The organism is Rhizobium leguminosarum bv. viciae (genome assembly GCF_012276115.1).
Classification (GTDB): domain Bacteria; phylum Pseudomonadota; class Alphaproteobacteria; order Rhizobiales; family Rhizobiaceae; genus Rhizobium; species Rhizobium leguminosarum_T.
Genome location: NZ_WIEU01000003.1, coordinates 387,384 through 402,771 on the forward strand (window position 1 = coordinate 387,384; position 15,388 = coordinate 402,771).

Below are 15,388 nucleotides of genomic sequence, written 5' to 3' on the forward strand. Positions count from 1 at the left end.
TGGAAGAAACCTAGACGAGATACACGTCAATAAAAAGAAGGAACTGCAATCGGCGTCAATGGACAATACGTCAAATGCCGAAGTCACCCCATTCGTGCGGTTTGTGCCGGATCAGCAAATAGTCTTGAATTATTCGCGTGATTTGCACAGTCGCCCGATCTAATGGGCTTCCCACCACCATGTGATGATCAACGGTCTGCAGCTATAAAGCAGGGAGAGCGCGAATGAGGAAGGCATTGATCGTTTGGGGCGGCTGGCAAGGCCATGAGCCGGAGCAATGCGCTCATATTGTCGCCGATCTGCTGCGCGAGGACGATTTTAGCGTCGAGGTGACCGGTGATCTCGGCGTGTTCGGATCGCCGACGCTGGCGAAAGCCGATCTGCTGGTGCCGATCATTACCGGCGAAAAGCTTGAGAAGGAGCATGCCGCTGGCCTGGTCGAAGCCGTGCGCGGCGGGCTCGGGCTCGCCGGCCATCACGGCGCGCTCGCCACGTCCTTCAAGGAAAGCGCGCCTTTCCGCTATGTCTCCGGCGTCACCTGGGTCGCCCATCCCGGCAACATCATCGACTTCCGCGTTGCCGTCACCCGCCACGACGATCCCGTCATGGAGGGCATTCCCGATTTTGACTATCGTTCGGAGCAATATTATCTCCATTACGATCCAACCGTCGAAATCCTCGCAACCACCACCTTCACCGGCGCCTACGATCCGGCGGCCCGCAATGTGGTAATGCCCGTCGTCTTCAAGCGCCATTTCGGCGCCGGCCGCATCTTCTATTGCGCCCTCGGCCATGTCGCGGCCGAATTCGACCATCCCTACATGCCCCTCATCCTGCGGCGTGGCTTCAGCTGGGCCGCACGCCAGTAGCACCAGAACGATCGCCCGCGGATGAGGATCGGCAACGATATCCGGGCGATGTCGGCGGCTAAAGAACGCGGATTTCAGGCTGGGGGGCAGCCTCGCCTGATCGGCCGGCATGGGGTGGCCGCTTGCCGATCGTCTGCCCACGCCATAACTTGCCCGGATGCAGGATCGCTTCTCTTTCTTCCCCGCAACCGCCGACCGCCTGGCCGACATAGAAGCGGTCTTCGACGATTGCGCCGACGGCCGGAATTGTCGCTGCGCCTACTGGTATCTTCCGAATGCCGACTACAAGGCAGGATGGGGCGAGGGGAATCGTAACTGGTTCCGAAGCCTCCTCACCGAACCGCGCCCGCCCGGCATTCTCGGCTATTGTGAAAATGAGCCGGCCGGATGGTGCGGTGTCGCGCCGCGCGTCGTGTTCGACCGGCTGCGCCGTTCAAAACCCTTTGCTCCAGTCGATGACAGGCCGGCCTGGTCGATCAATTGCTTCATCGTCCGTAAGGCGTTCCGGCAGCAGGGATTATCGCGATTATTGCTGAAATATGCCGTCGAATTTGCGGCGGTAAACGGAGCCGAATGTCTCGAGGCATACCCTGTCGACCAGGCGGCCCGTGCCTCGAACGGAGCCGAGCTTTATCCGGGAACGCTCTCGATGTTTCTGGATGCCGGTTTCACCGAAGTGGCAAGACGCCTGCCTGCAAGACCGGTCGTTCGCCTGGAATGCCGCTGAATATTTCGGCAACCCAGGGATTGATAATATGGCTTAGCGGGCCGCCTTGATCTGCCGGTCGTTCTCCAAGGCGGGAGCCGCTTCGTCATAGATCCGCATCAGCCGCCCGGCTGCCTTGAGCTTCTCGATGAGGTCGTTTCCATCAGGCGAGGCCTTCGTCAGCTCCATCTGCTCGAACTCCCTCAGCGCCTGCGCCCAATGGCTTTCCCCACGCCCATCCGGCCTGCCTTCCGATTCCCATAGCGAATAAGCGCGCTGGCTGACCCAGGCGTCTCTATTATGACTCATAATCAACCCCAGCGAGAAATTTGGAAGCAATATTCGACAGGCAACAAGGTGCCAAAACCGGCTTTAGGAGTCGTTACGAGGCAGCGTTAGTTTTTAGCTAATCCGAGGTGCCGAGAGATTATTCCGTGCACACATTCCTGGACCTTGGCCTCGTACCGCCTCCAGGGTAGGGTCACCCGCAGAAGCGACAGCGATGACCGATGGCAGCCAAGACAACACTCAATGCGAAGAATCTCGAATCCCTTGGTGCGCAGCGCCTTGCCGAGCTGCTGATCGAGGTCAGCATGGGCAGCGCTGCCCACAAGCGACGGCTTCGAATGGAGCTTGCCGGCAACCACGGCAGCGCCGAGGTGGCGCGCGAGGTGCGAAAGCGGCTTGCCAGCATTGCCCGCGCCCGCACCGTCATCAACTGGCGTAAAATGAAAGCGCTAAAGAGCGATCTCGAAACCCAGCGCAAGACGATTGCAGAGACGGTTGCCGCCGATGATCCCCAGGAAGCGTTCGAACTGATATGGCAGTTCCTCGCATTGGCGAATCCGATCTTTGAAAGATCCAGCGACAACAGCGATTCTCTCGTCCAAAGTTTTCATCAGGCTTGCGAGGATGCTGCCGCAATCGCCGAGTCCGCCAAGATCAACGCCAATGTCCTGGCCGAAAAGGTGTTCAAAGCCGTGCAGGACGATGGTTACGGCCAGTACGACAACCTCATTGCGGCGATGGCGCCAGCTCTCGGCAAGGATGGTCTCGATTGCTTGAAGACGCTCTTCGTCCAATGGTCCAAGGAGCCGAAAGACAAGCCGGCGAAGGGTAGACGCGAGATCATCGGCTGGAGCAGCGGAGGTCCGCTTTACGAAGATGAGATCTTCGGCACGCACCGGGATCTGACGGTGCGCATAGCCTTGCAGGAAATTGCCGACGCCCAGGGCGATGTTGATGCCTACATCGCCCAACACCCTGAGAAAACGCGCAAGATGCCGATGACTGCGGCCGACATCGCCAATCGCCTGGTCTCGGCCGGCCGGGCGAAGGAAGCACTTGAGGTGCTGAATGAGGTCGATGCGACGGGCCGGGCCGACATGCCATTCGAATGGCAGCTCGCACGCGTCGAGACGCTCGAGGCCTTGGGGCAGCAGGAGGAGGCGCAGACCTATAGATGGACGTGCTTCGAGCAGTCGCTGCACGACCAACATCTCCGCGGCTTCCTCAAGCGACTGCCGGACTTCGACGATCTGGAGGCAGAGGAGAAGGCATTCGCCCATGCCCAGGCTTTCCCGGACGTCCACCAGGCGCTTACATTTTTTCTGAATTGGCCGGCACCTGCCGAGGCAGCAAAACTCGTGATGAGGCGGAAGGCGGAACTGGATGGCAATCTCTATGAGCTGATGCCGCTGGCGGCCGAAGCTCTGGCGGAGAAACATCCGCTCGCGGCAACCATCGTCTTGCGCTCCATGATCGATTTCACGCTCGATAGCGGCCGGTCCAGCCGCTATAAGCACGCGGCGAGGCATCTTGCGGACTGCGCATTGCTTGCGCCTCATATCGATGACTTCGGCAACACAAGATCGCATGACGCCTATGTCGCGGAACTTAAGCGTCGGCACGGCAAGAAGCATGGCTTCTGGAGCCGGGTGACCTAAGTCGCTTCGATGCCTTAACCTTCAGAGAGGAATTCCATGACGACCACTTCCTGGCAAGCAGATCCGCTGACTTGGGGCAATGGACCCCGCATCTTCGAAGTCTTTCTGGAGCCGACGTGCCCCTATTCCGTCAAAACGTTCAAAAAGCTCGATGACCTGCTCGGCCAGGCCGGCGAAGACAAGATCATCGTGAAGATCCGCCTGCAGTCGCAACCTTGGCATATGTATTCGGGCGTCCTCGTCCGCTGCATCATCGCAGCCTCGACGCTGGAAGGTGGCAAGGAAACTGCAAAGCAGGTGATGGCTGCCATCGCCGCCCATCGCGAGGAGTTCGAATTCGAGCGTCATGCCAGCGGCCCGAATATGGATGTGACGCCGAACCAGATCATCGAGCGCCTGGAAGCCTACAGCGGCGTCAAGCTGAAAGAAGCCTTCGCAATCCCGGATCTCGACCGGGAGATCAAATGGCACTGCAAATATGCCCGCCAGAACGGCATCCATGTCTCGCCAACCTTCATGATCGATGGGCTGGTGCAGCCTGACATGAGCAGCGGCGATGAGGTTGGATCCTGGGTAAAGAAGGCACTGGGGAGCTGACGCTGGCCATGTGCCAGAGACTATCAAGGTGAGCCGTCTCGCCGCTGCCCTTATTGTGTTCGTACGGGGATGGAATCAGTAATGAATCTGGGCTAATTGCTTTTTAAGGCTTTGCTGGTGAACTGCCCTCATGACAAAGCCGCCCCGCAAGCCTTTCAAACCGCTGCTCGGTGAAGCCTACGAGCCACTTCGCAGCCGACAGCGCCGACGGCCTAATCCCGCTCAACCAAATCTTCCTCTCGATCAGATGCCGGCGCGTGTCGCGCCGTGTCGGGCGTCAGTGGGAAGGACACGGTTCAGATGAGCGACGACCCGAAATTGAATCGTGCCGAAGGTCAGCAATGTCAGCAGCAGACGAGCGACTGGGACATGGTTTCTCGCAAATACCCGAGCCTCGACACCGCGATCTTGCTGGGGATCCTGTTTATTGCCATCGTCTTCAGGTTCCACAAGATCACCTTGCCGCTGGTCGACGGCTTCAGCTGGCGCGAGATAAGCACCGCAATGATGGCCGACAATTTCCAGCAGCGCAGCTGGAACATCTTCTTTCCTGAGGTCAGCTGGACCGGGCCCGGGCCAAGCTATCAGGGCCGCGAATTCCAGATCGTCAGTTATCTCACAGCCTTGCTCTACCAACTCTTCGGTTGGCACGACTGGTTCGGCCGCGTGGTTGCGGCCTTCTTCGGTCTGGTGACGGTGTTTTCGCTGCATCGGCTGACGGCGCTATGCTGGGGCGAGATGCACGCCCACGCGGCGGCACTTGCCTACGCGCTGATGCCGGCGGCGATCATGATCGACAGCTCCTTTCTTCCCGATCCCGCGATGCTGGCCTTGGTCACTCTTGGCGTCTGGCTGTTCGCCAAATACTGGGCCGGCGGCAGCGGCTGGCTCTTGCCGCTCGCCACGGTCAGCTTCTCGCTCGGCGTGCTGTCAAAGCCACCAGGCATCGCTGCCGGCGCCGCCATCTTCTATCTGATGGTCTGCTGGATTCGGGAGAAGAAGCAAAAGCAAGCGACCTGGGTCTTCCTGTCGGGGCTTTTGAGCCTGGCCATCATCGGCGCTTACTTCAGCTGGGCAATTTATCTCGGCCGCAGCTATCCGCCGTTTCATGTCGCCGGCACCGGCGGCTATATCTGGGATGACGGCTTCTGGACTTATGTCAGGGACAGATTCTACTTCAAATCCTTGTGGAACACCTCGGTCTTGTGGTTCTACGGCTATCCGTTCCTGGTGCTGCTGGCCGTCGGCTTGTGGATACCGCTCAGCCGCGCCGAAGACCCGAAGCAACGCAGCCTTTCGGCCATTCCTTATGTGTGGCTGACTGCGGCCATCATCCTCTATCTGGCGGCGGCGGGCGAGATCACCAGCAATGTGTGGAACTTCCATATCTTCCATGTGCCTATCGCGATGTTCTGCGGCCACGGCGCGCTTCTTCTGGCAACGCTTGCATCGAGAACCGCTCTGACGCCGGCGGTGGTGCTTCGCTCGGTCTTCATCGTGGCCATCGCGCTTGCCTGGTCGACCTTGCCCCTCGTCAGGACGATGAAGAAGCCAATCGCCATGAATGGCAAGCTGCTCGGTGAGGAACTGGCGCGGTTGGCGCAACCGGGCGACCTCGTCGTCGCCATTGCCCCTGAGGTCGGCGATCCCGTCGCAGTTTATTACAGCAGGGCGCGCGGCTGGGTGTTCCCGCCTGGCGGAGGCGATGCCGAATGGTCGAAATTCGTCGCGGATGATACCACCGCGATCGCACAGCTCGAGGAACTGCGCGCGCAGGGCGCGGATCTGTTCGGCGTGGCCAAGAATGCCACCGACAAGGAGGACCGGCTGTTCATCGAGCATCATGATGGGGTTATCGACCATCTGGACAGGACCGCAACCAAACTTGCAGATTCGGATAATTTGCTGGTCTATAGGATCACCCGTCCATGAGCCGCGACAGTCAGTGCTCCTGGGCCTTCGACGCCGCCTGGCGGGAACTGGCGAAGCTGAGGCCGTGATTTTCGCCAAATTAACCTCTGTCCACAATTGAAGGCCGGATTCAGGGCCGTACAGTGCGTCTGGCAAGTGCTGCCGTATCCAAACCCATCCGGAAACAGTCACGAAATCCCGTTCCCGATGGTACTGCGTCAGCCGAAGCACGGCAGTCCTGACAGCCGGGACGTTCTGTCGTGGAGGTTTCATTCCTTCCTCCCGCTCTCGACTGGAGCGCCCCTGAGGACGCCTGGATCGTTCCGGGACCCAATCACAGTGAGCTATCGAAGCGGGCAGCATCGCGCCGCCATCGACGGGACCGCGGGCATTCGCGCATGCGGCGATCGTTTCCGGTGGCAGCCATAGGAGCATCAGCGAAGCGCCGCCCAGGCGGGACGCGGGACTGACTGCCCCCGACGTCCGCATTCCATACCTCTCCCGGAACGCTGCCGTGGACTGTCTCTTTTTTCCACCTTGCGTTTGTGGCCGTGGCGCAGGAACTCGATACTTCCACTTTTGATTCAGAAGCTGTTATTTTTGTTTGGAATGGCGGCATAGTTCTTTAACGCTACACCTCTCTTTGGCGCAATTTTGTACACATGCGGGGTTTTCCCCCTCGCCCTTTTTCAAAAAACTAACGTTTGTGGCTGAGTTTCCTCAGCTGAACAGTTTTTGTTTTCTAGCGTTTAAAATTGTCAACAATAGAGGGGGTAGTTATGTCACTTTCCGCAGTTCTCGTGCCTGAAATTCAGAATCCACAGTATACTTCCAACCATCGTGATAATGATGTCCTTCCTCGCGAGGAGAGCAAGCGTGTATTCATCAATGGCGTGGAACTTGATGCAGAGCGCATCTCCGGAAGAGTTGTCGGCTCAAGGATAAAGCAGCATAATCAAATCTATACGACTCATCACAACAACTACACGGCTAACGGTGATAATCACGTATATTCTACGGTTCGAAACGAACAATGGGAAACGAGCGAAGTCCGGTTAAGGTTTGAGGACGGGAAAGAAAGGCTCTTCAAGCTGCCGTTTGCCGTCAGCGTCGGTGAAGACGATATGATGAGCATCATCAGTCTCTACAGGGTAGGCGGAGACGGATACACGGCCGCGGCTCAAAACCATAATATCAGCCAATCGTTCACACAGGACCGCAATGGTTTGCAGCATATATGTGCTCGCCTTGGCGTATTCAAGCCGTCGGTATTCCTCAACAATAAGGCATTTCTGATTGTCCTCGCATTGCTGGCGGTTTCACTTTACGGCCTATCTGGTAGTGTCTTGCTGGCGCTGATCGGCGGCGTCCTTCTGTCTGGGCTTTTCGTCCTCGCGTTTCAGTATCTGGTTCTCCTGCCCTATGTCATCGCCGTGTGGCCCAAGACAAATCGGCAGCTCCAGGTGTTTTTTGACGATTTTTCTGCGTGGTAGCCCTCTAGGAGGAACGCGCTTCGCCAGCTTGAAGGTGAGGCATTGTGCTGAATGCAGTAACTGATTGCGCTGGGTGTTTTATGTCGTTTTTATCTTCTCTTGTTCTTCTCGCCTCCACCATTCCTTCAATGCCGTCGCCGCCCATCGGTGACGAATTTCCGTGGAATTCCAAAGCGGTCGCTCCGATAATATTCGAATTCTCTGACTACGGCGGCAAAAACTCGACGATGAAGGCGAAGATCACACCTGAATCCATTCAGAGTTGGTGTGGCAACTGGCATCCGGGAGATGCCTCATGTGCTGCGTCGCGAGAAGTTGACGGAAAGGTGTATGAAGCCCGCGCAGACTGCGATACGGGTGACCTATGGACGGAGGGCAAGCACTACCGTTTTGACGGCCCCGAAACCGAAAGCAAGGACTTCTACGGCTACATCAGCATGAAAGATACCGAGACAGGTAAACGCGTCGGAATGTCAAATGCAGATCGTGGCCGCGAATTCGGAGCTATGTGGCTCAAGCTGTGTCCGGTGGGATGGCCTTACAATGGTATCCCCGTTCAGCGGACATTCGCGACTGAGGATCGCTACGGTGAGTTCATGGGCCACAACGGATCCCTGATATTCCATCATCAGAAGCAGCACATCATCGTCTATTCGCAACCCAAGGCTTCAATCGCAGGATCCATCAAGCCTGAGACCGTCCTTTTCCGTGGCTGGAGTGTTCCGAACGAGTGGATTTCTGGCGTCGCATACACATTCAAGAAGGGCTGCGATCCGGCACCGTACCTCGTCAGCGGATACGACAATGGCTCACTGCGGTTGACATTGCAGGGCAAGGCACCGGTCCGTGATGGATGCAATGTCGTCGGGTACAGCGACAAGAGTCCCAATGCAAAACTTGTTTTTGATCGTGGTGAATAATGGATAGCAATAAGTTTCCACGCCACAGAGCCGTGAACTCCAAAGGAAATTTCGTATGCTGCTCAGCAGCTAGCATTCGTGGATGTCGTGCGCCAGGGCAATCATCTCCATGAAAACGAGGGGATTGGCCAATGTTCGCGTTCTGGCAATCATTTGATAACAAATACTCGATGTATATGCAGTTGAAACAAATGGAAATTTCTCCTGCTCCTGCCGAAGAATATGAGTTCATTCAATACGATTTCCCAAGACCTCATCGATGTGTGGCTACGGTCCGATGAGATGACAAACCCGGAGAGCGTGTATGCCGGGATCATCAACAGGTTGACCATCAAAATGGCGCTCTCCGTCGTCACGACGGTCGCCGACAATCCCTATGACTGGCGGTTTCTCCGGGTGAAAGACTTCGGCTTCAAGAGCCACCTGCTGAACCAGATGAAGCAACAGTTTCCTGATGCCGCCCTACGTGATCTTGATCGAAGCTTTGTCGACGACGCGATTATTCCCGCCTATTCGCGTGCCATAGAAGTGGGACGCCCGACACTCGAGCTTGTCAGGACCAGACTTCTTGGTGTCCGGATAGGCTACGAACGCGTTATCCTGCCGCAGAAAGGCAATGGAAAGCCCGGCTGGTGCATCAGCCTTGTCGAAGGGCGATTCTTCGTCTCGCCGACACGGGAGGCAAAGACCGACATCACGGACGACAATATCATTCAGCTTCTTATCGAAGGGCAGACCACGAAAGAAATCGCCGAGGTTCTGCACCTATCGCCAAGGACGATCGAGCACCGAATAGACAAGCTGAAAAACCGATTTGACGCGAAGAACCTCGTCCATCTGGTGGCAAAATTCGTCGCCACTCAGGTCGGCCGTAGGGAGAAGGAGAGCAACTAGTCTATCTGGCTACCGTCCGGTTTACCGCTGACAGCGCCTGGAGGACTTCCATGGATAGGCCAGTGCTTACTGATGCAACATTGTAGAGCGCAGTGGTGATGTCCTTCGTCTTGAAAGAAACGCCTTTGTTACCAAGCTTTTGATTGAAGCCAAGCAGATTCCCATCGCGGCCCAATATTAGGTGAAGGCCGAAAAACATCTGGTCGAAATCCTGGCTCCGGGGCTTGTAGAGGTTTGCGCCTCCGGCGGTGGTGTCGATGTCGCCATCGAAGTTCGCGATAAATAACTGCGTTACTGCGAAGGCATCCTGGCTGCGACCAGTCACGATCTCCCCGAACTTACAGGCTCCCAGATGCGGCGCGTTCGGCAGGATGGATGAGCGGATGGCTTTCCGCATCCGGTGCCCGGCAGGTAGCTTCGAGGTGAACAGGTCGCTTGCATCGCCACCGAGAATGGACAGGTTTTCTTTTATCGCTGCGATGACTTCGGCCGCGGCCAGCCGACAAGGAGGGCCGGCTGTTCATCGAGCATCATGATGGGGTTATCGACTATCTGGACAGGACCGCAACCAAGCTTGTGGATTTGAATAATTTGCTGGTCTATAGGATCATCCGCCCATGAGCCGCGACAGTCTGGCATCCATGTCTCGCCGACCTTCATGATCGACGGGCTGGGTCCAAGCCGACATGAGTTAGCGGCGATGAGGTTGGAGTCTGGGTGATGAAGGCGCTGGGCAACTGAAGCGGGCCGAGTGCCAGAGGCTATCTCCCCCGCTTATTTATCTGCTGCCAGTTCTCGACCGCCATGAATATCATGTGTCGCGATCTTCCCAATCCGCTTATTCCCGGGTTCAAGACTGGTTTCGCAAGCTAAACGCCATGTAGACATGTAGCTGCGTGCCACGCCGCCGGACCCAGGCTTGCCAGCGGCCTCTGAGTTTTCGGATCGTCCGCCATCTGGTCTCCAATAACTTGGTGACGACCTGCATGGTGCGCCTCTGGAAGCGTATTCGCAAAACCCCCGCTCCGGTCACGACCTTGTGTCAGCAGGGTTCATTCGGTAGAATTGGGGCTGGCAATCTACAGCGGCGGGTGAAGGTTCGAACATGTAGGTCATTGGGAACTCGATCCCGGCGACGCACCGAAATTCCGCTCGTAACGCCTTCGGACAAGTTGACCATGACTGGCGTCGACGATCGGCTTCTCGAAAGTAAGATGATCCAGATCGAGCAGGCTCGATCCTGGAGCCCGCGCGTGATCTCTAAGTTCGAAGCGCTGATCAGGGACGGCAACGATGTCTCCCTTTATCGTGTCAATCCGCTGGCGTTCGCACGCGACCGCGCGATAACTGACGCAGAATCCATTGACCTGTTCCTCCATGCCACCCGATGCGGCCTGTTCGAGATGACCTGGGATGTGCTTTGTCCCCAATCTGGAATGGTGCTCGACAGCTTCGGCGCCTTGCGCACGCTCAAGACCCACTATGTCTGTGGCTTGTGCGACGTATCGGGCGAAACTGACCTCGATGACTTCATCGAAGTTACGTTCTCCGTGTCGCCGCATCTTCGGCGGCTGCCGTTTCATGATCCCGACTCGCTCTCGGTCGAAGACTTCCACTGGAAGCTTCGCTTCGCCAACGACGGCAAGCTGCCCGGCCAGCAAGCTCGATTTCTCGACTACCTGCGCGGACTGGTCCGAGGCCTCACTTATCTGCCGCCGAGCTCGACCGTCACGCTACGGGCGGAGCTGGGTCCTGGTGTTCTCTCCGGTGTGAATGTCCAAACGCAAGCTGCCTTCATGACGCCGATATCAGGTGAGCCGGCCATAGCGCCGACGCTGCTGCGGGTCAGGTATGATGGGCAACGCTTTTCCCCGGCGCTGGCCGTTTTACCGCCGGGTCCTTGTATTATCGAGGTGGAAAATACAGGACCCGTTCGTGGCTCGCTGCTTTTGATAAACTGGCCGCCCGAGGTGGCAGCCCTGACAATCAAGCCGCAGCTCGAATTCGAGCCGTATATCTCCGGCGGGATGTTGCTAGCAAGGCAGACCTTCAGGCGCCTGTTCCGGTCCGAGCGAGTCGACGAGCGGGAAGGGCTCGGCATTCGCCAGGTGACTTTCCTCTTCACAGACCTAAAAGGTTCAACGGCTCTTTATGAGCGCCTGGGCGACCTCAACGCCTACGCCTTGGTGAGGGAGCATTTTGCTCTCCTCGAATTGACGGCGCAGCAACATTCCGGCGCCATCGTAAAGACGATCGGCGACGCGGTGATGGCCGTCTTCTCTCGTCCAACAGACGCAGTTTCGGCGGCATTGGGGATCTTAAAGGAAATCGAGCGTTTCAATCTCGAACATGGCGAGCCGGGCATCATCATCAAAATCGGCGCACACTGCGGCCCATCGATAGCTGTCACACTAAACGATAATCTCGACTATTTTGGTCAGACCGTAAATGTTGCCGCCCGCGTGCAATCTCTGGCAGACGCCGGCGAGATTTGTATCTCGGAAGCGCTCTATACGGCGCCAGGTGTCATTCATCTTCTGACTGGCCACCATGTCGTGGAGTTTGGTTCCTCACTCCACGGAGTTGAGGGCAATGCTTCCGTCTATCGCATCATCAACGGACCATAGCCACCTGCGTCGGCCTCTTGGGAACGGGTTGCTTCAGCCGCGCCGCAGATGTGGCCCTGCAATCGAATGTGACGTACGCCAACCGCACGTTTTCACACGTGCTCCATTGCATCATATTAGGTTTATGGCGGAGAGGGTGGGATTTGAACCCACGATACCCTTGCAGGTATGCCGCATTTCGAGTGCGGTGCATTCGACCACTCTGCCACCTCTCCGCGGTCTGGTCGGCGCTTGTTCGGCGCGGGCGTTCTCATAACGGGCAAATGACAGGCTGGCAAGCCGAAAAGTCGAACCATTCCATCCTTTTGCCTTGACACCTTTTTGCCACTCGGCTATCTCGGCTGCGCAATAGGTTTGGAGAAATCCGCGCCTAGCTCGTCCCGCGCTCGCGCGGGGCTTCACCGGCAGGACGAGTTCGAGGATTAGACCTCTGAAATCCCTGCTTAACTTCGACTGATAAAAAGACAGCCACCTGCTGGATGAGCGGGGAGCGCTGGAACGAACATGAAAGGATAAAAAATGTTCGCAGTCATCAAGACCGGCGGTAAACAGTACCGTGTGGCAGCCAACGACGTGCTGACCATCGAAAAGCTGGAAGCCACCGCTGGCGACTCCATTGAATTCACCGAAGTGCTCGTGATCGGCGAAGGCGCCGACGCTGCGATCGGTGCGCCCTTCGTTACCGGCGCCTCTGTCAAGGCAGAAGTCGTCGAACAGAACCGCGGCAAGAAGGTCATCGCCTTCAAGAAGCGCCGCCGTCAGAATTCGAAGCGTTCGCGCGGCCATCGTCAGCATCACACGGTCGTCCGTATCACGGACATCGTGGCTGCCAAGTAAGATCAACGGGACAAGGTTTAAAGGAGAACTCCAATGGCACACAAAAAAGCTGGCGGTTCATCGCGCAACGGTCGCGATTCTCAGTCCAAGCGCCTTGGCGTGAAGAAGTTCGGCGGCGAAGCCGTCATCGCAGGCAACATCATCGTGCGTCAGCGCGGTACTGAGTGGCATCCGGGTTCCAACGTCGGCCTCGGCAAGGATCACACGATTTTTGCGCTTACCGCCGGCAATGTGAACTACCGAACCAAGGCCAACGGTCGCGTCTACGTGTCTGTCATGCCGAAAGCGGAAGCAGCGGAATAAGCCGGTAGCGCTCAAAAACAGCCGGCGTCTCATCGACCCGGCTGGCCGTATCAGGTTCAGTCTAGAAAACAGGGGAGATGGGGCGCCATCTCCCCTTTTTCTTTACCCCTCAAGGAGGACTGAACCATGCAAGGCGAATTGTTAAGGGCAGACCAATCACGGTCTCCCCGGGAAGACCAGCGGTCTTCCGAAGAACGGCTGAGGCCGGAACGGTTAAGGACCGATTGCCCTGTCTTATTATCGGAAAGGCTCGTCATGCGCGCGCCCCACGAAGAAGACATCGACGCCCTTGCCCATCTCGCCAATAACGCCAAAGTCGCCACCATGGTATCGCGTATGCCGCACCCTTATACCGCCGATGATGCTGCCGACTTCGTGCGTCGCACGAAAAATGGCGAGATTGGCAAGTGCGTCTATGCGATCACCAAGGCCGAAAACGGCGCCTTTATCGGCTGCTGCGGCGTCGAGCCGCATGCGGACGGCAGAACCGTCGAGATCGGCTACTGGCTGGGCGAGCCCTATTGGAACAAGAGTTATGCGACCGAGGCCTGCCACGCCCTCGTCGATATGGTGTTCAGGACCCGTCAGGACGTCGATCAGATCGACGCCCGCTGCCGGGTCATGAATGTCGCCTCGCGCCGCGTCATCCAGAAGTGCGGCTTCCAGTTCCAGGGTTCGGGACTCGCCGCCTCGCTGGCGCTCGGCAGCAACGTCCCGGTCGAATGGTACAGGCTCGACCGCAAGACCTGGATGTCCCTCCGAAGCTGGGGGAACATCGCATGAGCACGACTGCGCTGCAAAGGCCGGAGGTCAAGCCGATGATGCCCGGCCCTGCGCCTGTTATCTCGACCGCCCGGCTGACGCTCCGTCCCCACAGGCTGAGCGACGCGCCTGATATCGCGGAATCGCTTTCCGATTTCGCGGTCACGCGCATGCTGTCCCGTGTACCCGCGCCGTTCGACCGGCAGGATGCTCTGGACTGGCTGATCCCGGTCACCTCGGGCACCTTGCCCGACTGGCCGCTGGCGATTACCGGCAAGGACGATGTCCATATCGGTAACGTCTCGATCGAGCTGCGCCACGGCCGCTGGCACCTCGGCTATTGGCTGAACCGCTATTACTGGCGGCGCGGCTATATGAGCGAGGCGGTGACGGCGATCATCGAGCGCTTCTCGCGCCGCATGCCGGAGACGCCGGTCCATTCCGGCGTCTTCGCCGACAACCCGGCTTCGCTGCGATTGCAGGAGAAGCTCGGATTCAGCATGACGGGTTGCGGCGAAATCTATTGTTTCGCCCGCAACACCATGGTGTCGCACATCGAGACCGTACTGCAGCCGGGCACGCTGCAGCCGCGAAAAGTGGCCTGACTGATCAAACTCGAGACGCCGCCGCATCGGCGGCGTCTCCTTCAATCGCCGATCTCGACCCATACGGGGAAATGATCGGAACCGACGGACTGCGTATCGATCCGGGCGGATTTCAACCGGCTCTGCAGGCCGCAACTGACGAAGCAGTAATCGAGATGCATGCGTTTGCCGCGATCTTCGGGATCCATCCAGCTGTAGCTCTCCGGAGAGTAGGCCTCCAGCGCCGCAAAGGCGTCGACCGGCGTGCCGATTCTGGCGACACGGCCGTAATATCCGCCGCCAGCCCCAGCAAGCGCGCAATATTCCGGCGATTCCGGCTCCATGTTGAAATCGCCCATGATGACATAATCCTCCGGCAGCGGCGGCTCCAGCAGGTCGAATTCACCACCCCCCGTCAGCGACCCACCCTCCTGGACGAAGGCATTGATACGCGCGTTCAAGAATTGCAGCTGGCGGATGCGCTCGTCGGCGGAGACATGGTCGAGATGCACGGAGTAGACGCGGATCGCACCGCCGGGTGCATCGATCACCGCCTCGGTCGCGCCGCGCTGCAGGTTGATCTTGCCGATCGTGCGGCTGCGCGGCAGAAGAAGCGTCCGGGTCGAGAGGATCGGCCAGCGCGACAGCACCATGTTGCCAAACTGGAATCGCGTGCCGCGCACCGGCTGGAGCCTGCCTTCATCAGCTTCGACATGCATGTCGCAGGCCGGCCCATACACCCAGAAATAGTCGTGAAAGAAGGCTGCAACATCGGCCGCCATGTCGGCAAAACCGTTGCGGGAGAAGCCGCGGGTCACCTCCTGCAGCGCGATGACATCGGCACCCTCGAGACTCCGGGCAATGCGCGCCAGATCGTATCTGCCGTCGAGACCGAAGCCGTACTGTATGTTATAGCTCGCAAAATTCACGATAATCTTT

16 protein-coding genes and 1 tRNA gene are annotated in these 15,388 nt (G+C 57.9%); 13 read left to right on the forward strand and 4 right to left on the reverse strand.

The genetic code is table 11. The features are described from left to right. The first annotated feature begins 224 nt into the window (after window positions 1–224). Window positions 225–869: a ThuA domain-containing protein gene (locus GFM02_RS07700; protein ID WP_168321300.1), complete on the forward strand. Its 645-nt coding sequence runs from the start codon at window positions 225–227 to the stop codon at window positions 867–869. A 157-nt stretch (window positions 870–1,026) separates the two neighbouring features. Next, window positions 1,027–1,596, forward strand: a complete 570-nt coding sequence (locus tag GFM02_RS07705) for a GNAT family N-acetyltransferase (RefSeq protein ID WP_168321301.1) — start codon at window positions 1,027–1,029, stop codon at window positions 1,594–1,596. 33 nt (window positions 1,597–1,629) lie between these two features. Here GFM02_RS07705 and GFM02_RS07710 read toward each other — a convergent pair whose 3' ends face one another. Beyond that, complete coding sequence (locus tag GFM02_RS07710; protein WP_168321302.1) at window positions 1,630–1,884, reverse strand: DUF2934 domain-containing protein; 255 nt, start codon at window positions 1,882–1,884, stop codon at window positions 1,630–1,632. 200 nt (window positions 1,885–2,084) lie between these two features. Between GFM02_RS07710 and GFM02_RS07715 the strand changes: the two genes are divergently transcribed. The 6 genes from GFM02_RS07715 (at window position 2,085) to GFM02_RS07740 (ending at window position 9,336) form a co-directional block, all read left to right on the forward strand. After that, window positions 2,085–3,521, forward strand: a complete 1,437-nt coding sequence (locus tag GFM02_RS07715; protein ID WP_168321303.1) for a DUF6880 family protein — start codon at window positions 2,085–2,087, stop codon at window positions 3,519–3,521. A gap of 36 nt (window positions 3,522–3,557) precedes the next feature. Further along, window positions 3,558–4,118, forward strand: a complete 561-nt coding sequence (locus GFM02_RS07720; protein WP_168321304.1) for a DsbA family protein — start codon at window positions 3,558–3,560, stop codon at window positions 4,116–4,118. A gap of 300 nt (window positions 4,119–4,418) precedes the next feature. After that, a complete protein-coding gene (locus tag GFM02_RS07725) occupies window positions 4,419–6,050 on the forward strand; it encodes an ArnT family glycosyltransferase (protein ID WP_168321305.1) in 1,632 nt (543 codons plus the stop codon). Between the two features lie 758 nt (window positions 6,051–6,808). Further along, complete coding sequence (locus GFM02_RS07730) at window positions 6,809–7,522, forward strand: hypothetical protein (protein WP_168321306.1); 714 nt, start codon at window positions 6,809–6,811, stop codon at window positions 7,520–7,522. A 44-nt stretch (window positions 7,523–7,566) separates the two neighbouring features. Next, window positions 7,567–8,442 carry a hypothetical protein gene (locus GFM02_RS07735; protein ID WP_168321307.1) on the forward strand — a complete coding sequence of 292 codons (876 nt, stop codon included), beginning with the start codon at window positions 7,567–7,569 and terminating at the stop codon, window positions 8,440–8,442. A 324-nt stretch (window positions 8,443–8,766) separates the two neighbouring features. Continuing rightward, on the forward strand, window positions 8,767–9,336 hold the full coding sequence (locus GFM02_RS07740) for a helix-turn-helix domain-containing protein (RefSeq protein ID WP_168321308.1): 570 nt from the start codon (window positions 8,767–8,769) through the stop codon (window positions 9,334–9,336). Window position 9,337: 1 nt separating this feature from the next. On the opposite strand, the gene GFM02_RS07745 is transcribed toward GFM02_RS07740, so the two are convergent. Further along, window positions 9,338–9,733, reverse strand: a complete 396-nt coding sequence (locus GFM02_RS07745; protein WP_168321309.1) for a hypothetical protein — start codon at window positions 9,731–9,733, stop codon at window positions 9,338–9,340. Window positions 9,734–10,514: 781 nt separating this feature from the next. Here GFM02_RS07745 and GFM02_RS07750 point away from each other — a divergent pair. Further along, on the forward strand, window positions 10,515–11,963 hold the full coding sequence (locus GFM02_RS07750) for an adenylate/guanylate cyclase domain-containing protein (protein WP_168321310.1): 1,449 nt from the start codon (window positions 10,515–10,517) through the stop codon (window positions 11,961–11,963). 125 nt (window positions 11,964–12,088) lie between these two features. Here GFM02_RS07750 and GFM02_RS07755 read toward each other — a convergent pair. After that, window positions 12,089–12,178, reverse strand: a tRNA-Ser gene (locus tag GFM02_RS07755). A gap of 304 nt (window positions 12,179–12,482) precedes the next feature. Between GFM02_RS07755 and rplU the strand changes: the two genes are divergently transcribed. From rplU to GFM02_RS07775, 4 genes are all read left to right on the forward strand, one after another. Further along, entirely contained in the window at window positions 12,483–12,800 is a 318-nt protein-coding gene (gene rplU / locus GFM02_RS07760) for a 50S ribosomal protein L21 (protein WP_003543907.1), read from the forward strand. Window positions 12,801–12,833: 33 nt separating this feature from the next. Next, complete coding sequence (rpmA, locus tag GFM02_RS07765) at window positions 12,834–13,103, forward strand: 50S ribosomal protein L27 (RefSeq protein WP_003543909.1); 270 nt, start codon at window positions 12,834–12,836, stop codon at window positions 13,101–13,103. Window positions 13,104–13,229: 126 nt separating this feature from the next. Beyond that, window positions 13,230–13,886: a GNAT family N-acetyltransferase gene (locus GFM02_RS07770; RefSeq protein WP_168321311.1), complete on the forward strand. Its 657-nt coding sequence runs from the start codon at window positions 13,230–13,232 to the stop codon at window positions 13,884–13,886. Next, on the forward strand, window positions 13,883–14,470 hold the full coding sequence (locus GFM02_RS07775) for a GNAT family N-acetyltransferase (RefSeq protein ID WP_168321312.1): 588 nt from the start codon (window positions 13,883–13,885) through the stop codon (window positions 14,468–14,470). The genes GFM02_RS07770 and GFM02_RS07775 overlap by 4 nt, the downstream gene beginning before the upstream one ends. Before the next feature lie 41 nt (window positions 14,471–14,511). Here GFM02_RS07775 and GFM02_RS07780 read toward each other — a convergent pair whose 3' ends face one another. After that, window positions 14,512–15,378: an endonuclease/exonuclease/phosphatase family protein gene (locus tag GFM02_RS07780; RefSeq protein ID WP_168321313.1), complete on the reverse strand. Its 867-nt coding sequence runs from the start codon at window positions 15,376–15,378 to the stop codon at window positions 14,512–14,514. Window positions 15,379–15,388: the final 10 nt, after the last annotated feature.